This window comes from Nocardia sp. X0981 (assembly GCF_977089955.1).
Window position 1 is genome coordinate 2,975,993 of sequence record NZ_OZ372435.1, and the last position, 17,043, is coordinate 2,993,035.

Genomic DNA, 17,043 nt, shown 5'->3' on the forward strand with positions numbered 1-17,043 from the left:
CCGCGAGGCAGGAGGACGGTCCGGTGAGCGGGTCGCGCCGTCCCGCCCGGGGCCCGGATCGGGCGCAGCGGCCGGCGGCGGTGGACCGGGTGCGGCCGGCGATATGGGTGCTCTCCGATACGGCGGTGATGTCCCGCCGGGCCCTGCGCCGCACGGTACGCGGCCGCGACACCCTGCTGATCTCGCTGCTGCTGCCGATCCTGCTGATGCTGCTGTTCGTGCACGTCTTCGGCGGCGCCATCGCGGTCGGTATGCGCTATATCGACTACGTTGTCCCCGGGGTCGTCCTGCTGTGCACCGGTTTCGGTGCCTCCCTCACGGCGACCGCGGTCGCCACCGATATCCGCTCGGGGGCGGTGGACCGGTTCCGCACCCTGCCCGGCTACCGGCAGGCTCTGCTCGCCGGTCACGCCCTGGAAGGCATGGTCCGCAACCTGGCGGCGGTGGCGGTGGTGGTGCTGGTGGCGGCGGTTCTCGGTTTCCGGCCGCAGGCGGGAGTCCGGGCCTGGGCGGCCGCGGTGGGTCTGGTCGCGCTGTTCGTACTCGCCGTCACCTGGATCGCGGTGGCACTGGGAGTGCTGGCCCGGGCTCCGGAAGCCGCCGGTGGGTTCACCTACGCCATCATGTTCGTGCCCTACGTCAGCAGCGCGTTCGTCCGCACCGACACCATGCCGTCGTGGTTACGGGGTTTCGCTGAGCACCAGCCCGCCACCCCCGTGCTCACCACGCTCCGCGGTCTGCTGACCGGAACCCCGCAGCACACCGCGAGCACCGCGGTGCTGTGGTGTGTGGTGCTGGGCGTCGCCGGGTACCTGCTGGCGGCGCTGTTGTTCGCGCGCGACGGCCGGTGACCGGCAGGGCACGAACCCGGCGTCCCGAGTAGCGCCCGCCCACCGCGCCTCCGGTGTCGGTGGGCTCGGGCAGTATGGCCGTATGACGACAGCACCGGGCAGCACTGTGGGCGGGGCCGGCGAAGTCGCCGGGGAACTACGTGAGCACGCGGAGGCGTTGCTGCGTGAGCTGGCCGGGCCGGCGGCCCGGTTACGCGAGGACCAGTGGACCGCCATCGAGGCGCTGGTGGTGTTCGGGCGCCGGGCACTGGTGGTGCAGCGCACCGGATGGGGAAAGTCGGCGGTGTACTTCATCGCGGCGAAACTGCTGCGTGCGCGGGGCCGGGGGCCCACGGTGATCGTGTCCCCGCTCCTGGCGCTCATGCGCAACCAGGTCGCGGCCGCGCGGCGGGCCGGTGTGGTGGCGGCGACCATCAACTCCGGGAACGTCACCGAATGGGACGAGATCCACCAGCAGGTGGCCGCGGGCGCGGTGGATGTGCTGCTGGTGAGCCCGGAGCGGTTGAACAATCCGGATTTCCGGGATCAGGTGCTGCCCCGGCTGGCCGCCGATGCCGGACTGGTGGTCGTCGACGAGGCGCACTGTGTCTCGGACTGGGGGCACGATTTCCGGCCCGACTACCGGCGTATCCGCACGTTGATCGCCGAACTCGGCAGCGAGGTGCCGGTGCTGGCCACCACCGCCACGGCCAACGACCGCGTGGTGACCGATGTGGCCGGGCAGATCGGTACCGATACGCTGGTGCTGCGCGGCAGCCTCGATCGGGAATCCCTGCGCCTGTCCGTGGTCCGTTTCGACGACGCGGTCGAGCGCACCACCTGGCTCGGTACCAACCTGGACCGGTTGCCGGGGTCCGGAATCGTCTACACCCTCACCGTCGCCGGGGCGCACGATCTCGCCGATGTGCTCACCGCGCACGGCCACCGGGTGGCCGCCTACACCGGCCAGACCGATCCCGCCGAACGGGAAACGCTCGAGGCGGCCCTGCTGGACAACGAGGTCAAGGCCCTGATCGCCACCTCGGCGCTGGGTATGGGCTTCGACAAACCCGACCTCGGTTTCGTGGTGCATGTGGGCGCGCCCTCGTCCCCGATCTCCTACTACCAGCAGGTCGGCCGGGCCGGGCGCGGTACCGAACGCGCCGAGGTGGTGTTGCTGCCCGGCCCGGAGGACACCCGCATCTGGAGTTATTTCGCCTCGGTCGCCTTTCCCCGGGAACAGGTGGTGCGGTCCGTGCTCGAAGCCCTGGATCGCGAACGGCCGCAGTCCACCGCCGCGCTGGAGCCGCTGGTCGAACTGAACCGCTCCCGCCTCGAGATGGTGCTGAAGGTGCTGGACGTCGACGGCGCGGTCCGGCGGGTCCGGGGCGGCTGGCTCGCCACCGGTATGCCCTGGAACTACGATGCCGAGCGCTACGAACGCCTCGACGCCGCGCGTGGCGCCGAGCAGCAGGCGATGCTCGACTATCAGCGCACCACCGGTTGCCGGATGGAATTCCTGCGCCGCCAGCTCGACGATCCGGCGCTCACCGGCGCCGCGCCCGGCGCCGCGGCCTGCGGCCGGTGCGACAACTGCACCGGGGCCCATCGGGACACCACCGTGGACACCGCGGCCGTGGCGGCCACCCGGGCCCGGCTCGACCGGCCCGGTTTCGATCTCGCGCCCCGCAAACAATGGCCCACCGGTATGGCGAAACTCGGTATCCCGTTGTCCGGGAAGATCACCGAGGGCGCCGAGCCGGGTCGCGTGCTGGGCCGGTTGAACTCCCTGGGCTGGGGCCGGCGCCTGCGTCCGATCCTCGACGGCCCCGACGGCCCGGTCCCCGCCGAGGTGGTCGACGCCTGTATACCGGTACTGCGGGAGTGGGATTGGGCCGTCCGCCCCACCGCGGTGCTGGCGCTGGCCTCGTCCACCCATCCCGTGCTCACCGCCTCGCTGGCCGAGCGGCTGGCCGGGATCGGCCGTCTGCGCAACCTGGGTACCCTGCCCAGGCGCCCCGGCCGGCCGCCGGTATCGGCTGTCAATTCGGCCCATCGGGTGGCGGCGCTCCACGACGTGTGGGAGGTTCCCGACCTCACCGGTCTGGACGGTCCGGTGCTGCTGGTGGATACCCTCACCGATTCCGGCTGGACCTTCACCGTCGCCGCCTGGTCGCTCCGCCGCGCGGGCGCCCCCGCGGTACTCCCGTTCGCCTTGGCCACTCCGGCCTGAGACTAGGCCGGGGGCTCTTCGTCCAGGTCCACGTCGTCGCGGTCGGCCCATTCGACGAGCTCGGACAGGTCGAAGACCGCGTCGTCGATACCGGCGTGCAGATCACCGAGGCGGCGGTAGCGTTCCGGCACCGTGGCGATGGTGAAGTCCCGGGGATGGATATCGGGGATCTCGTCCCAGCGCACCGGGGTGGATACGGTGGCGGCGGGATCACCGCGCACCGAGTAGGCGGCGGCGATGGTGTGGTCGCGGGCGTTCTGGTTGTAGTCGATGAACAGTTGTTCCGGGTCGCGGTCGCGCCGCCACCAGGTGGTGGTCACCTCGTCGGGCAGGCGGCGGCGGACTTCCTCGGCGAAGGCCAGCGCCGCCCGCCGCACCTGGTGGAAGCCGTGATCGGGTGCGATCCGGACGTAGACGTGCAATCCCGCGCCGCCGGAGGTCTTCGGCCAGCCCACCGCCCCGAGTTCGTCCAGCACCTCGTGCACCACCCCGGCCGCCCGCTGCACCCGCGACCAGGGGCAGTCCGGCATCGGATCCAGGTCGATGCGCCACTCGTCCGGGCGTTCGGTATCGGCCCGGCGGGAGTTCCACGGATGGAATTCGATCGTGGCCATCTGCACCGCCCAGATCACCTCGGCCAGTTCCCGCACGCAGAGTTCGTCGGCGTATCGGTCGTAGCGGGGGAAGTGGACCCGCACGGTGGACACCCAGTCCGGTGCGCCCGCCGGCAGCCGCTTCTGGTGCACCTTGCCGCCGGGCAGGCCTTTGGGGAAGCGGTGCAGCATGCACGGCCGGTCCCGGAGCGCGTTGACGATACCGTCGCCGACGCTCAGGTAGTACTGGACCAGGTCCAGCTTGGTCGCCCCGGTTTCCGGGAAGTACACCCGGTCGGGGCTGGAGATTCGTACCTGCCGGTCTCCGACCGTCAGCTCTATCGCCGCCCCCGCGTTATCGCTCATGGTCCCGACGATAACGGCCGGTGCGCGATCCGGGCGGCCGATGCGGCACCGTTCGCGGCGGTCCGGATTCCGTCGCGGCCCCGGACCGGGGACGGCCGCCCGGTGCGTAGCGCGAGGTCGCCGCGGGCTACGGCGAGTTGCCGCTCACCGGTGATCGGTTCGGGCGGGGGAGCTTTCGCTTTCGCGCGGGGACGCGCTACCGGCGATCAAGCTGCCGAGCAGGGACAGCGACCGTTCCGCCGCCGACCCCGGTTCCGGGTGGTAGACGACGAGTGTCTGTCCGGGCGCGCCGTTCACGGTGAAGATCTCGTAGGACAGTGTCAGCTCGCCGACCATCTCGTTGTGGAAGCGTTTCGCCCCGGCCGTTTTCGCCCGCACATCATGGCGCGCCCACAGCCGGCGGAATTCCTCGCTTTTCAGTGACAGCTCACCCACCAGTTCGGTCAGCCGCGGGTCGTCGAGGTCCGGACCGGCGGTGGCCCGCAGGCTCGCCACCGTCTCCGCCGCGATCTTCGGCCATTCCGGGTAGACCTCTCGCGCCCGGGGGTCGAGAAAGATCATCCGTACCTGATTGACACCGGGCACCGAGCATGCGTTCACCGCGGCGGCGAGCGGATTCGCCGCCAGAACGTCCAGATACCGGCCCAGCACGACCGCCGGGGTGTGCGGCCAGGCATTCATCAGCCGGACGAGCCCCTCGGACACCCGTTCCGGCCGTCGCGGCGCCTTCGGGCGGGTGGCCGCGGGCCGGGCGAGTTCCCGCAGATGTGCCGTACCCTCCTCGTCGAGCGAGAACACCCGTGCCAGGGCGGTGACGACCTGTTCGGACGGATGCCTGTCCCGTCCCTGCTCCAACCGTATGTAGTAGTCGGCGCTCACCCCGGCGAGCAGCGCGATCTCCTCGCGCCGCAGCCCGGGGACCCGCCGTTGCCCACCCGCCGGCAGACCGAAATCCTCGGGCCGGACCAGTTCGCGGCGGGCGCGCAGGAAAGCGCCCAGCTGATTCTCGGTGTGCATGATCCGAGGGTAGGGGAGATCGGTCCGCCTCGGGTGGCCCCGCTACTACCAGGAAGTCCGCGACCTGGCAGGTCCGCGCCGCGACACCGAATGTTGTGGACATGACGAACAATGATCTGAACGGACGGGTAGCGGTGATCACCGGAGCTTCGAGCGGGATCGGGGCCGCCACCGCCCGGCGCCTCGCCGCCGGCGGGGCGAAGGTGGCGCTGCTGGGCCGGCGCAAGGAGCGCATCGCCGAGCTGGCCGCCGAGATCGGTGGGGACGCGCTGGCGGTCGTGGCCGATGTGGGGGATCGCGCGTCGGTGCGCGACGCCGCCGCCACGGTGCGGGCGGCGTTCGGTCCGGTGGACCTGGTGGTGGCCAACGCGGGGGTGATGCTCGGCGCGCCTTTCGAATCCGCCGATATGGACGAATGGGATCGGATGGTCGGCACCAATGTCACCGGTCTGCTCTACACGGCCCGCGCCTTCGTCGACGACCTGCTCGCGGCGGCCGGGTCGGGGCGCCGCGCCGATCTGGTGCTGGTGGGGTCGATCGGTGGGCATACCGTGTTCCCCGAGTACGGCGTCTACACCGCGACCAAGGCCGCGGTCGCGCACCTGACCCGCAACCTGCGCGGGGAGTTCGGGCCGCGCGGGGTGCGCGTGAAGAACATCGAACCGGGTTTCGTGAACACCGAGTTGGGTTCCGATATGCGGGATGCGGGACAGCAGGCCCAGCTGTCCCGGTGGCGGTCGGAGATCACCATCCTGGAACCCGAAGATATCGCCGAGGCGATCGCGTTCGCCACCGCGGTACCCGCGCGGCTGAACGTGGCCGAGTTGATCCTGGTGCCGACCCAGCAGGGCTGAACTTGCCGGTTGCCCGCGGTCCGGTGTCGCGCCGGACACCGGACCGCCGTGCCGCGGCCGGTGTCCGACCGGCCATCGGCCGCTGTGTTTCTCACCGCGTGACGGCGACAGGTTGCGCGACCGAGTCGTCGCGGTCCGGGCGCCGGGTGGGCAGTGTGTTCGAAACCCACAGGGCGAGCAGGAAATACACGATCTGCTCCGGAATCCGGAACCACAGCGGGGTCGCGGGGTCACCGTTGAGCGGGATCTCTTCCAGCGCCGCGTGGATGTTCGCGGGGGTCATCACCACGAGCAGAGCGGCGAGTATCGGGCCCGCCCAGCGGCGGGTCGCGGTGACGACCAGGCCCGCCGCGCCGGCCAGTTCCAGTACGCCCGTCGCGTAGACCGCGAAATCCGGGAACGGGATGGCGGAGGGCACCATCGCCACCAGCTCGTTGTGGCTGGGCATCACGGTGACGGAGTCGGGCGCGAAATGGGCGAGTCCGGTCATGGTGAACAGGAAGGCCAGGCCGTGGGCCGCGCTGACCCGCCAGGTGCCGAACCGGCGGATGCCGAGTCGGCCGAGCAGGCGCAGGACCAGGGTGGGGACCACGAAGAGCATGAGGGTGTCGAACACGGCTTCCTCCGAGGACGAGAGCTGGATGGTCCGGGTGGACCGGGCGAAATTTGTTGTTATCGACTGATAACAACAAAGGGTATGCATCGACTGATAACTAGTCAAGTGATTGCCGGCCATGCCTCTGCGGCACCGGGTACCGGCCGCCGACTCCGTATCCGTCGACGGCCGATCGGTGGACGGGCCCGGTGGAATCGCCCCGGAGGTGGGGCGGGGCCGCCTGCGACGGTGCCGGGCTCGCGACGAGAATGAGCACGCGCGAAGCCCGTACCGACCGTCCGGAGGAGGAGTGATGACCGATCAGCTGGAACAGCGCGTTGTAGCGCGTATCGCGCGGCCGGGCGAGCGGCTCGTCGCACGGAGCCGGCGAACCGTACTCGCCTCGCTGGTCGCACTGGTGGTGACACCCGTGGCGTTCGGTATAGCAGCGAACGGCGCCGTCCTCACCGGTCGGTGGTGGGATACCACCGACCGGTGGCTCGCTCCCGCGCAGTCGGTACTCGGTGCGGTGATGCTCCTGGGGGTCGCCGGGCTGGCGGTCCACGCGCCCGTAGCGGTGATGCTCGCGGGACTGATCTGGGGGATCGTTCCCGCCGCCGTGCAGATCGCGGCCCCACAGAACACCTATCGCCTGATCTCCGCGATACCGGGCCTGCCCGCGGACCTCGACCGTGCCCTGCACAGCTGGCTGTCGGGCGGTGTGGTGCTCCTCGTCGGCGTCCTGCTCTTCGGCGCCGGATGTGCGGCCGCCCTGCGCCGGCGGTCGGCCGGATAGCGCGGCCGTTCTCGTCCCGCCCTCGGCCGCGGAGATTCCGGCTCGGACGCGCGGCCGGGCGGGCGAGCGTGGGCCGGGAAAGCTCCCGGCCCACCGTTCAGCCCTTCACGCAGAGCACCTGACGCAGGGTCGCCACCACATCGACCAGATCGCGCTGGGCCTCGATCACCTCGTCGATGTTCTTGTACGCGGCCGGGATCTCGTCCACCACCCCCGCGTCCTTACGCGATTCCACGCCTTCGGTCTGGGCGATCAGATCGGCCACGCTGAACTGCCGCTTGGCCGCATTACGGCTCATCCGCCGGCCCGCCCCGTGCGAGGCGGAGCAGAACGACGCCGGATTGCCCTTACCGCGCACCACATAGGAGCGGGTGCCCATGGACCCCGGGATGAGCGCCATATCGCCCGCACCCGCCCGCACGGCACCCTTACGGGTCACCAGCATGGGGACGCCGTCGATCGTCTCCTCCGCCACATAGTTGTGGTGGCAGCTGATCGGCGTATCGAACCGGACCTCCCGGGTCGGGAACTGCTCGCGCACCGCCTGGCACACCAGCGCCAGCATCACCGCCCGGTTGCGGGCCGCGTACTCCTGCGCCCAGGTCAGGTCGTGCCGGTAGGCGGCCATTTCCGGGGTATTCGCCAGGAACACCGCCAGGTCGCGGTCCACCAGGTTCCGGTTGTGCGGCAGTGTGCGGGCCACCGCCATATGCCGCTCGGCGATTTCCTTGCCGATATTGCGGCTGCCCGAATGCAGCAGGATCCACACCTGCTCGTCCTGATCCAGGCACACCTCGATGAAGTGGTTACCACCGCCCAGCGAACCCATCTGCTTGTGCGCCTTGGATTCGCGCGGGGCCACCGCGTCGTCGAGATCACCGAATGCCGACCAGAACCGCTCCCAGCCGGTGCGCAGGGTAGCCGTGGCGACCCCGGACGGGCCGGGCGCCAGCTTGTTCACGGCGACCGGATGGTCGTGCGCGGCGAAGCCGACCGGTACCGCCGCCTCGATGGCCGAACGCAGCGCACGCAGATCGTCGGGGAGATCGGCGGCGGTCAGATCGGTGCGCACGCTCTCCATCCCGCAGCCGATGTCCACCCCGACCGCCGCGGGGGCGACCGCGTCGCGCATGGCGATCACCGAACCGACCGTGGCGCCCTTCCCGAGGTGCACATCCGGCATGACCCGGACACCGTGGACCCATTCCAGCCGGGCGATATTGCGCAGCTGTTGCAGCGCCTGCGGCTCGATCTCGTCTTCGGATGCCCACATCAACGTCCGTGCCCGGGTACCGGACAGCTCGACGGGAAACATTGTCTCGATCCTTCCGATCGGTGGCGGACCGGTATCCGCCTCCGTAATTCACGGTAGGCCGGGACGGCGCGCGCGGCACCCGAATATTTCCGTGGCCCACGCGGGCGTTGTGCCGGACAGCACCCCGCTCAGCGGGCGGCCGCGGCCTCGATATCGGGACGCCACGGGATGGACGCGCTCGCTCCGAGCGCGGTGGTCGCCAGCGCGCCCGCGGCGCAGGCGAAACGCAGCGCCGCGGCGGGACCCGCCGACCACCGCACGGCCAGGGCGCCGGTGAAGGTATCACCCGCCCCGGTGGTGTCCACGACCTCGACCGCGGGGCCCGTGACGGTCGTGGCGGCACCGTCGGGCCCGCGGTGGCGCGCGCCGTCCGCGCCGAGCGTGACCACCAGATGCGGTACCACGTCGAGGGCGGTACCCAGCTGCGCGGCTTCGCCCGCATTGACCACCGCGATATCCACCTCGGCCAGCAGCTCGGCCGGCAGGTGCCGCGCCGGCGACGGATTGAGCATCACCGTGGTGCCGTGCGCGCGGGCCTGCCGGATCGCGGCGGCGATCGTCGGAATCGGTATCTCGAGCTGGCAGAGCAGGATATCCGCGGCGGCGACGGCAGCACGGTCGGCGGGCAGTAGTTCGTCCATCCGGGTGTTGGCGCCGCCGACCACGATGATCGTGTTCTCACCGGCGTCGTCGACGACGATCGAGGCGATTCCGCTCGGCCCGTCCACCGTGCGCAATCCGGTGGTGTCCACCCCGGATTCGGTCAGCACGGTACGCAGGGGCGGGGCGAACACATCGGTGCCGATGGCGCCCAGGAACATCACCTGTCCGCCCGCCCGGCTCGCCGCGACGGCCTGATTGGCACCCTTCCCGCCGGGCACCATGGTGAAGCCGCGCCCGAGCACCGTCTCACCGGGTTCGGGACGCCGGCCGGTGGTGGTCACCAGGTCCATGTTGATACTGCCGAGCACGGCGATCAGCGGAGTGGTCACAGGGGAGAACCTAGCGCGCACCAGCGCGTGAAATCCGGTTTTCCCGGTGCGTAGGCTGTACACCATGACGGCAGAGACCACCGCTGAGTTCGATATGCGCGAGGCAGTGCACGAGGCCGCGCGCAAGGCCCGGGTCGCTTCCCGGGTGCTCGCGCAGCTCACCACGGATCGCAAGAACGAGGCCCTGCACGCCGCCGCGGACGCCCTGCTCGCCGCCGCGGACACCGTTCTGGCGGCCAACGGCGAGGATCTGATCGCGGCGAAGACCGCCGGAACCGAGGATTCGCTGCTGGACCGCCTGCGGCTCACCAAGGATCGCATCGATGGGATCGCCTCCGGACTGCGTCAGGTGGCCGGGCTGCCGGATCCGGTGGGTGTGGTGGAACGCGGTTCCACACTGCCCAACGGTTTGGAGATCCGGCAGGTCCGGGTGCCGCTCGGGGTGGTCGGCATGGTGTACGAGGCCCGGCCCAACGTTACGGTCGACGCCTTCGGTCTCGCGCTGAAATCGGGGAATGCCGCACTGCTGCGCGGATCCTCCTCGGCGGCCCGCTCGAACGCGGCGCTGGTGACGGTGCTGCGGGAGGCCCTCACGGAGGTGGGACTCCCGGCCGACGCCGTGCAGTTGTTGCCCAGCGAGGACCGCTCCAGCGTGACCCATCTCATCCAGGCCCGGGGTCTGGTGGATGTGGTCATCCCGCGCGGCGGCGCCGGGCTCATCAACGCGGTGGTGCGCGACGCCCAGGTCCCCACCATCGAGACCGGTACCGGTAACTGCCACGTCTACGTGCACTCCGGCGCCGATCTGGATATGGCCGAGCAGATCCTGATCAACGCCAAGACCCGTCGGCCCAGCGTGTGCAATGCCGCGGAAACGGTACTGATCGACGCGGCCATCGCCGATACCGCGCTGCCGCGGCTGAGCAAGGCCCTCGCCGACAAGGGGGTCACCCTGCACGGTGAGCTCGACGGAATGGTGCCGGCCACCGACGAGGACTGGGGCGCGGAGTACCTGACCCTGGATATCGCGGTGAAGGTGGTCGACGATCTCGACGCCGCCGTCGAGCACATCAACACCTGGGGTACCGGGCATACCGAGGCCATCGTCACCGGTGAGCTCGCCGCCGCCGACGAATTCGCCAACCGGGTCGACGCCGCCGCCGTCATGGTGAACGCCTCCACCGCCTTCACCGACGGGGAACAGTTCGGCTTCGGCGCCGAAATCGGCATCTCCACGCAGAAATTGCATGCCCGCGGGCCCATGGGCCTGCCGGAGCTCACCTCGTCGAAATGGGTGGTCCGCGGCTCGGGGCAGATTCGGCCCGCCTGACCGTCACCGGGCGCCGCTGCTCCCGGCGGCGCCCGGTATCGCCGTCTCCGATACCGGCCCAGGTGCACGACGCCGGCGCGTGATCGCCCGGTAGCGTGGACGGCAGAGTTCGACGGAAGGACGGCCCATGGAGCCCGCGAGTTCCCCCACCCCGCCGGTTCAGGAGCCGATCTTCGGGTCGGTCGACGAGGTGGTGCGCCGCCTCGCCGATACCGGATATCTGGCGGACAAGGCCACCGCCACCTCGGTCTTCCTGGCCGATCGCCTCGGCAAACCGCTGCTCATCGAGGGGCCGGCGGGTGTCGGCAAAACCGAACTGGCCCGGGCGGTCGCGCAGACCGCGGGCGCGGAGCTGGTGCGGTTGCAGTGCTACGAGGGGGTGGACGAGGCCCGCGCCCTCTACGAGTGGAACCACGCCAAGCAGATCCTGCGGATCCAGGCCGCGAGTGAGAACGATTGGGCCGAGACGAAGGCCGATGTGTTCACCGACGAGTTCCTGCTGTCGCGTCCGCTGCTCACCGCGATCCGGCGCACCGATCCGACGGTGCTGCTCATCGACGAAACCGATAAGGCCGATGTCGAGATCGAGGGGCTGCTGCTTGAGGTGCTGAGCGATTTCGCGGTGACCGTACCCGAACTGGGCACCATCACCGCCACCCGCCGGCCGTTCGTCGTCCTCACCTCCAATGCCACCCGGGAGCTCTCGGAGGCGCTCAAACGACGCTGCCTGTACCTGCACCTGGACTTTCCGGACGAAGAGCTGGAACGGCGGATCCTGGCCGCCCGGGTACCGGAGTTGCCGCAGGCCGTGGCCGGCCGGCTGGTGCGGATCGTGCACGTACTGCGCGGTATGCAGCTCAAGAAACTGCCGTCGGTCGCCGAGTCGATCGACTGGGCGCGCACCCTGCTCGCCCTCGGCCACACCGATCTCGACGACGCCACCGTGCGCGAAACCCTCGGGGTCGTGCTCAAACATCGCAGCGACCACCAGCGGGCGCTGGCCGAACTGAAACCGGTCTGACCGTGGCATCCGGCGAAGAGAAACCGCTCGCGCCGCACGGCCTGCCGGGACATCTGGTGGGGTTCGTGGCGGCGCTACGGGCCCGCGGTATCCCGGTGGGGCCCTCGGAGACGGTCGACGCCGGCCGGGTGCTGTCGGTGCTGGACCTGGCGGACCGGGAAGTGGTGCGCGAGGGGCTGGCCTGCGCCCTGCTGCGCCGGACCACCCATCGCGCCACCTACGACGGGCTCTTCGATCTGTGGTTCCCCCTCGCGATCGGGAAACGCGACGCGGCCGCGGAGATCGAACTTCCGTACCGGTCCGACGGGCGCCTCGACGTACCCGAATTGCGCAGGATGCTGGCCGAGATGCTGGCGGACGAGGGGTCCGGTGCCCAGCAGGCGCTCATGGCGGCCCAGCTGGTGGAACAGCTGGGCCGGTACCAGTCGGCGCGCGGCCCGTCCTTCTCCGCGTATCAGGCGCTCAAGGAAGTGCAGCCGCAGACGCTGCTGGCCCAGATCCTGGCCGGTATGGCCACGCCGGAGATGAGTGATTTCGAGACCGAGATCGCGCGCCGGGCCGCCCGCACCCGGATCGAGAACTTCCGCCGGATGGTGGAGGCCGAGACCCGGCGGCGGGTGGCCGAACGGATCGGCCGGGAACGGGTCGCCACCTACGGGGTGGCCCGGCAGGCCGAAGAGGTGGATTTCCTGCGGGCCTCACAGGCCGAACTGGCCGAACTGCGGCGCGGGACGCAACGGCTGGCGCGGATATTGGCTTCCCGGCTGGCGGTCCGGCGCCGGCATGCCCGGCGCGGGGAGATCGACCTGCGCAAGACGCTGCGCCGATCCATGTCCACCGGAGGGGTGCCGATCGACCTGGTGCACCGCAAACCCCGGCCGAGTCGTCCCGAACTGGTGCTGCTGTGTGATGTGTCCGGTTCGGTCGCGGGGTTCAGCAATTTCACCCTGCTGCTGGTGAGCGCGCTGCGCGAACAGTTCTCGAAGGTGCGGATCTTCGCCTTCGTGGACCGCACCGACGAGGTGACGCGGTTCTTCGATCCGCACACCCAGCCGGACGAGGCCATGCAGCGGATCTTCGGTGAGGCCGATATCACCGGTGTCACCGGCCACTCCGACTACGGCAGCGCGCTGACCAGCTTCGCCGAGGAGTTCCCCGACGCGGTCACCAGCCGCAGCTCCCTGCTCATCCTGGGCGATGCCCGCACCAACTACCGGGATCCCGAACTCGCGACCCTCGGCGAGCTGGTCGGCACGGCGAAGCACGCGCACTGGCTGAACCCGGAGCCGCGCACGAACTGGGGTTCCGGTGACTCCGCGGCCGATCGTTACCAGCAGGTCATCGAGATGCACGAATGCCGGTCCGCCGCTCAGCTCACCGCCGTCGTGTCCCGGTTGCTACCGGTCTGAGCGGGACCGCTCGCGAACCCACCGTTAAGCTCGACACTCATGCGTGGAACAGGCCGGGGCGGACCCAAGCTGGGGGTGATGGGCGGCACCTTCGATCCCATCCACCACGGGCATCTGGTCGCGGCCAGTGAGGTCGCGCACCGATTCGACCTCGACGAGGTGATCTTCGTCCCCACAGGGGAGCCGTGGCAGAAGGCCGGCCGGCAGGTCAGCCCGGCCGAGGACCGGTACCTGATGACGGTGATCGCCACCGCGTCCAATCCGCGGTTCTCGGTGAGCCGGGCCGATGTCGACCGGCACAAGGTCACCTATACGGTCGACACCCTGCGGGATCTGCACGCCCAGTATCCGGGTGCCGAGCTCTACTTCATCACCGGGGCCGACGCGCTGGCCAGCATCCTCACCTGGCAGGATTGGGCGGAACTGTTCGAGCTGGCGAAATTCGTCGGCGTCAGCCGGCCGGGGTACGAGCTGAACATCGATCATCTCGCCGAACATCTGCGGGATATGCCCGCCGACGCGGTCACGATGATCGAGGTCCCCGCGCTGGCCATATCGTCGAGCGAATGCCGCCGCCGCGCGGCCGAGGGGCGGCCCGTGTGGTACCTCGTCCCGGACGGGGTCGTGCAATACATATCGAAGCGGCACCTCTACGTGCCCGCACAAGCAGAAGGTGAGAACGGCGTGACGGAGGCTACGAAATGACCGCGTCCCCCGAAGCGGTGCGGATGGCGACCGTCGCCGCCCTGGCCGCGGACGAGAAGCTGGCCGCCGATGTGGTCGTGCTCGACGTTTCCGAGCAGCTGGTGATCACCGATTGTTTCGTGATCGCCTCGGCGCCGAACGAGCGCCAGGTGAACGCCATCGTCGATAATGTCGAAGAGAAACTGCGTGCGGCCGGTCACAAACCGGTACGCCGGGAAGGGACCCGCGAGGGCCGCTGGGCGCTCTTGGACTATGTCGATGTGGTGGTGCACATCCAGCACAACGACGAACGAAATTTCTATGCGCTGGAACGACTGTGGAAAGACTGCCCCGTCGTTGCGGTGGAGGGGATCGGTGCGCCACCGGCCGCCGGAGAAGAAAGTGCTGGAGAAACCGAGTGACACGAAAAACCGGTGTGCGCACCCTGATCCTGTTGCGCCACGGGCAGACCGAGTGGAACGCCAACGACCGGATGCAGGGGCAGATCGATACCGATCTCACCGATCTGGGCCGGCGGCAGGCCAAGGAAGCCGCGCGGGAACTGGTGTCCCACAAGGCCGTAGCGCTGCTCTCGTCCGACCTGAAACGCGCCTATGACACCGCGCTCGCGCTGGCCGAGCACTCCGGTCTCGAGGTGGTCCGGGAGCCGCGGTTGCGGGAGACCCACCTCGGCGACTGGCAGGGGATGGGCGATGTCGAGGTGGATTCGCTCTACCCGGGTGCCCGCCTGGAATGGCGGATGGACGCCACCTTCACTCCGCCCAACGGCGAGTCCAAGCTCGAGGTCGGGGCCCGCGCGTTGCCGGTGGTACAGGAACTCTTCGTCGAGCGGCAGGATTGGCCCGGCGCCACTATTATTCTCGTGGCGCACGGCGGGCTGATCGCCGCGCTCACGGCCGCACTGCTCGACCTGCCGCCTCAGAACTGGCCGGCCCTCGGTGGCCTGGCCAACGCCAGCTGGGTGCAGCTGAGCAGCCACGGTCCGAGCATCGAGAAGCCCGGCTGGCGTCTCGATGTGTGGAACGCAGCGGCGAAAGTAGCTCCCGATGTCATCTGAAGACCTGAACCGGCAGATTCCCGACGAACTGTTCCGGAAGGTATCCGCGAAACCGGAACGTACCCTGCCGGACGCTCTGTTCGGTCCAGCGCCGGAGCAGGAGGCGTCCGAGGACACCGAACCCGCCGACGAGGGCGACGTTCGGAAGGCCGTCTGACAACCAGGAGGATTTCGCAGTGACAGCCACGTCGGACCGGGCGAGCACACCGGATTCCGGAACGGAGCCGCGATCGGCCGGAGCGGGTGCCCCGGCCGGGTCGGACGTGGAAAGCGCCGAGAACCCCGCCGGGGGGTGCCGCGCCGAAGGTTCCGAAGGAGCGGAATCGGAGCCGGAACCGGCGCGGCGGCCCGTGCTGCTGGTGATCGCCGATTCCCTCTCCTATTTCGGCCCGAAAGGTGGCCTGCCCGCCGATCATCCGCGGATCTGGCCGAATCTGGTGGCGGCCGAACTGGATTGGGAGGTGGAGCTGGTCGCCCGGATCGGCTGGACCTGCCGGGACGCCTACTGGGCCCTGATCGGCGACCCGCGCGTCTGGGCGGCCGTACCGCACGCGGGCGCGGTGGTTTTCGCGGTGGGCGGTATGGACTCGCTGCCCTCACCGTTGCCCACCGCGTTGCGCGAACTCATCCGCTACATCCGGCCGCCGGCACTGCGGCGGGTCGTGCGCTCGGCCTACCAGTGGATCCAGCCCAGGGCCGCCAAACTCGGCCGGCCGGTGGCGCTGCCGCCCGAGGTGAGCGTGGACTATCTGGAGCAGTGCCGCACCGCGCTCGCGCAGTTGCGGCCCGAACTGCCCGTGGTGGCGGTGCTGCCGTCGGTGCACGACTGCGCGGCCTACGGCCGGGTGCACAGCGGCCGCGAACCGGCCGTACGCGCGCTCGAGGCATGGTCGGCGCGGACCGGTGTACCTCTCGTGGACCTGAAGGCGGCCGTGCGCGACGATATCTTTTCCGGCGCCGCCAATCCCGACGGTATCCACTGGGGCTGGGCCGGGCATGCCGAGGTCGCTCGCGCGATGCTGAAGACCCTGCACGAGGCCGGGTGAGACGTGGCGGTCGTGGTCGTCACCGATTCGTCCGCCGGCCTGCCCGCGGAACTGCTCGCGGAGTCGGGTATCGAGGTGGTGCCCCTGCACGTCCTCGTGGGCGACCGGGATGTCCGGGAGGGCGTCGACGAACTGGCCATCGACTACGGCGCGGATACCGTCACCACCTCCGCGCCCTCGCCGGGCGAACTCCGCCGAGCCTATACCGCGGCGCTGGAACGCAGTGGCGGCGACGGGGTGCTGGCGGTACATCTGTCCCGGCAGTTGTCGGCGACCTGGGAAGCCGGTCGCCAGGCCGTCCGGGAGATGGACGCCGGTTCGGCGGTGCGGGTGGTGGATTCCCTCGGCGCGGGGCTGGCGACCGGTTTCCCGGCTCTGGCCGCCGCCCGGTGTGCCGCGGCCGGGGGCGAACTGGAAGAGGTGTACCGGGCGGCGGTCACCGCGGCCGACGGCGCGCGCACCTACATCCTGGTGAACCGCACCGAACAACTCCGGCGCGGCGGCCGGCTCGATACGGCGACCGGTTTCTTCGGTAGCGAACTGGTGAGCAAACCGATTCTGCAGCTCGTTCGGGGACGGCTGGAGCTGCGGGAGAAGGTACGCACCCGGTCGAAGGCGGTCGCGAAACTGGTGGCGGCGGCCGTGGCGGACGCCGGGTCCGGCGAGGTGGCGCTCGGAGTGCAGCATCTGGGCGCGGCCGATATCGCCGAGTCCGTGAAAGCCCAACTGCGGGAAAGTATCCCGGGTGCTGGGGAGATCGTCACCGCCGAATTCGGGCCGGCTCTCGGGGTCCACCTCGGTATCGGTGCCGTCGGCGTGCTGGTACTACCCGGCGGCTGCGGCTGAGCCCAGCGGGCGTCGTCGTGCCCGGTTGGTTGTCCACA

General features: G+C 70.0%; 18 protein-coding genes. 13 read left to right on the forward strand and 5 right to left on the reverse strand.

Going from position 1 to position 17,043, the window contains the following annotated elements:
• Nucleotides 1-23 precede the first annotated feature (23 nt).
• Entirely contained in the window at nucleotides 24-851 is an 828-nt protein-coding gene (locus ACYR7D_RS12930) for an ABC transporter permease (protein WP_459549753.1), read from the forward strand.
• A gap of 82 nt (nucleotides 852-933) precedes the next feature.
• On the forward strand, nucleotides 934-3,063 hold the full coding sequence (locus ACYR7D_RS12935; RefSeq protein ID WP_459549754.1) for a RecQ family ATP-dependent DNA helicase: 2,130 nt from the start codon (nucleotides 934-936) through the stop codon (nucleotides 3,061-3,063).
• Between the two features lie 2 nt (nucleotides 3,064-3,065).
• On the opposite strand, the gene ligD is transcribed toward ACYR7D_RS12935, so the two are convergent.
• Both ligD and ACYR7D_RS12945 read right to left on the reverse strand, forming a co-directional pair.
• A complete protein-coding gene (gene ligD, locus ACYR7D_RS12940) occupies nucleotides 3,066-4,022 on the reverse strand; it encodes a non-homologous end-joining DNA ligase (RefSeq protein ID WP_459549755.1) in 957 nt (318 codons plus the stop codon).
• 144 nt (nucleotides 4,023-4,166) lie between these two features.
• The gene (locus ACYR7D_RS12945) at nucleotides 4,167-5,039 is read right to left on the reverse strand and encodes a helix-turn-helix transcriptional regulator (protein WP_459549756.1); all 873 of its coding nucleotides are present in this window, start codon (nucleotides 5,037-5,039) and stop codon (nucleotides 4,167-4,169) included.
• Between the two features lie 101 nt (nucleotides 5,040-5,140).
• Here ACYR7D_RS12945 and ACYR7D_RS12950 point away from each other — a divergent pair, with 101 nt between their 5' ends.
• Entirely contained in the window at nucleotides 5,141-5,893 is a 753-nt protein-coding gene (locus ACYR7D_RS12950) for an SDR family oxidoreductase (protein ID WP_459549757.1), read from the forward strand.
• A gap of 91 nt (nucleotides 5,894-5,984) precedes the next feature.
• Here the strand turns inward: ACYR7D_RS12950 and ACYR7D_RS12955 are convergent, their stop codons facing one another.
• Nucleotides 5,985-6,509 (reverse strand): DoxX family protein, encoded by a 525-nt coding sequence (locus tag ACYR7D_RS12955; RefSeq protein ID WP_459549758.1) that lies wholly within the window; start codon nucleotides 6,507-6,509, stop codon nucleotides 5,985-5,987.
• Nucleotides 6,510-6,801: 292 nt separating this feature from the next.
• Between ACYR7D_RS12955 and ACYR7D_RS12960 the strand changes: the two genes are divergently transcribed.
• On the forward strand, nucleotides 6,802-7,284 hold the full coding sequence (locus ACYR7D_RS12960) for a hypothetical protein (protein WP_459549759.1): 483 nt from the start codon (nucleotides 6,802-6,804) through the stop codon (nucleotides 7,282-7,284).
• 97 nt (nucleotides 7,285-7,381) lie between these two features.
• Here the strand turns inward: ACYR7D_RS12960 and ACYR7D_RS12965 are convergent, their stop codons facing one another.
• Together ACYR7D_RS12965 and ACYR7D_RS12970 are read right to left on the reverse strand one after the other, a co-directional pair.
• The gene (locus ACYR7D_RS12965; protein ID WP_459549760.1) at nucleotides 7,382-8,599 is read right to left on the reverse strand and encodes an RtcB family protein; all 1,218 of its coding nucleotides are present in this window, start codon (nucleotides 8,597-8,599) and stop codon (nucleotides 7,382-7,384) included.
• A 128-nt stretch (nucleotides 8,600-8,727) separates the two neighbouring features.
• Nucleotides 8,728-9,591, reverse strand: coding sequence for a ribokinase (locus ACYR7D_RS12970; protein WP_459549761.1), 864 nt, complete (start codon nucleotides 9,589-9,591; stop codon nucleotides 8,728-8,730).
• Nucleotides 9,592-9,655: 64 nt separating this feature from the next.
• Between ACYR7D_RS12970 and ACYR7D_RS12975 the strand changes: the two genes are divergently transcribed.
• The 9 genes from ACYR7D_RS12975 to ACYR7D_RS13015 all read left to right on the forward strand — a co-directional run bounded on the left by ACYR7D_RS12975 (nucleotide 9,656) and on the right by ACYR7D_RS13015 (nucleotide 17,005).
• Nucleotides 9,656-10,921 carry a glutamate-5-semialdehyde dehydrogenase gene (locus tag ACYR7D_RS12975; protein ID WP_459549762.1) on the forward strand — a complete coding sequence of 422 codons (1,266 nt, stop codon included), beginning with the start codon at nucleotides 9,656-9,658 and terminating at the stop codon, nucleotides 10,919-10,921.
• 127 nt (nucleotides 10,922-11,048) lie between these two features.
• Nucleotides 11,049-11,942, forward strand: coding sequence for an AAA family ATPase (locus tag ACYR7D_RS12980; protein ID WP_459549763.1), 894 nt, complete (start codon nucleotides 11,049-11,051; stop codon nucleotides 11,940-11,942).
• Nucleotides 11,939-13,351 (forward strand): vWA domain-containing protein, encoded by a 1,413-nt coding sequence (locus ACYR7D_RS12985; RefSeq protein ID WP_459550139.1) that lies wholly within the window; start codon nucleotides 11,939-11,941, stop codon nucleotides 13,349-13,351. Before ACYR7D_RS12980 ends, ACYR7D_RS12985 begins: the two co-directional genes overlap by 4 nt.
• 39 nt (nucleotides 13,352-13,390) lie before the next feature.
• Nucleotides 13,391-14,056: a nicotinate-nucleotide adenylyltransferase gene (gene nadD / locus ACYR7D_RS12990; RefSeq protein ID WP_459549764.1), complete on the forward strand. Its 666-nt coding sequence runs from the start codon at nucleotides 13,391-13,393 to the stop codon at nucleotides 14,054-14,056.
• Nucleotides 14,053-14,457 (forward strand): ribosome silencing factor, encoded by a 405-nt coding sequence (gene rsfS, locus ACYR7D_RS12995; RefSeq protein WP_459549765.1) that lies wholly within the window; start codon nucleotides 14,053-14,055, stop codon nucleotides 14,455-14,457. Before nadD ends, rsfS begins: the two co-directional genes overlap by 4 nt.
• Complete coding sequence (locus ACYR7D_RS13000; protein ID WP_459549766.1) at nucleotides 14,454-15,113, forward strand: histidine phosphatase family protein; 660 nt, start codon at nucleotides 14,454-14,456, stop codon at nucleotides 15,111-15,113. The genes rsfS and ACYR7D_RS13000 overlap by 4 nt, the downstream gene beginning before the upstream one ends.
• Nucleotides 15,103-15,270, forward strand: a complete 168-nt coding sequence (locus ACYR7D_RS13005; protein WP_459549767.1) for a hypothetical protein — start codon at nucleotides 15,103-15,105, stop codon at nucleotides 15,268-15,270. Before ACYR7D_RS13000 ends, ACYR7D_RS13005 begins: the two co-directional genes overlap by 11 nt.
• A gap of 193 nt (nucleotides 15,271-15,463) precedes the next feature.
• Nucleotides 15,464-16,159: a diglucosylglycerate octanoyltransferase gene (gene octT, locus ACYR7D_RS13010; RefSeq protein ID WP_459550140.1), complete on the forward strand. Its 696-nt coding sequence runs from the start codon at nucleotides 15,464-15,466 to the stop codon at nucleotides 16,157-16,159.
• 3 nt (nucleotides 16,160-16,162) lie between these two features.
• Nucleotides 16,163-17,005, forward strand: a complete 843-nt coding sequence (locus ACYR7D_RS13015) for a DegV family protein (RefSeq protein ID WP_459549768.1) — start codon at nucleotides 16,163-16,165, stop codon at nucleotides 17,003-17,005.
• Nucleotides 17,006-17,043: the final 38 nt, after the last annotated feature.

What these genes read in the sequence shown, in the direction of transcription:
- ACYR7D_RS12965 (WP_459549760.1), bottom strand. Translation starts at nt 8,599, where the DNA reads ATGTTTCCCGTCGAGCTGTCCGGTACCCGGGCACGGACGTTGATGTGG.
- rsfS (WP_459549765.1), top strand. Translation starts at nt 14,053, where the DNA reads ATGACCGCGTCCCCCGAAGCGGTGCGGATGGCGACCGTCGCCGCCCTG.
- ACYR7D_RS12975 (WP_459549762.1), top strand. Translation starts at nt 9,656, where the DNA reads ATGACGGCAGAGACCACCGCTGAGTTCGATATGCGCGAGGCAGTGCAC.
- ligD (WP_459549755.1), bottom strand. Translation starts at nt 4,022, where the DNA reads ATGAGCGATAACGCGGGGGCGGCGATAGAGCTGACGGTCGGAGACCGG.
- ACYR7D_RS12980 (WP_459549763.1), top strand. Translation starts at nt 11,049, where the DNA reads ATGGAGCCCGCGAGTTCCCCCACCCCGCCGGTTCAGGAGCCGATCTTC.
- ACYR7D_RS12935 (WP_459549754.1), top strand. Translation starts at nt 934, where the DNA reads ATGACGACAGCACCGGGCAGCACTGTGGGCGGGGCCGGCGAAGTCGCC.
- ACYR7D_RS13005 (WP_459549767.1), top strand. Translation starts at nt 15,103, where the DNA reads ATGTCATCTGAAGACCTGAACCGGCAGATTCCCGACGAACTGTTCCGG.
- ACYR7D_RS12960 (WP_459549759.1), top strand. Translation starts at nt 6,802, where the DNA reads ATGACCGATCAGCTGGAACAGCGCGTTGTAGCGCGTATCGCGCGGCCG.
- ACYR7D_RS12950 (WP_459549757.1), top strand. Translation starts at nt 5,141, where the DNA reads ATGACGAACAATGATCTGAACGGACGGGTAGCGGTGATCACCGGAGCT.
- ACYR7D_RS12945 (WP_459549756.1), bottom strand. Translation starts at nt 5,039, where the DNA reads ATGCACACCGAGAATCAGCTGGGCGCTTTCCTGCGCGCCCGCCGCGAA.
- nadD (WP_459549764.1), top strand. Translation starts at nt 13,391, where the DNA reads ATGCGTGGAACAGGCCGGGGCGGACCCAAGCTGGGGGTGATGGGCGGC.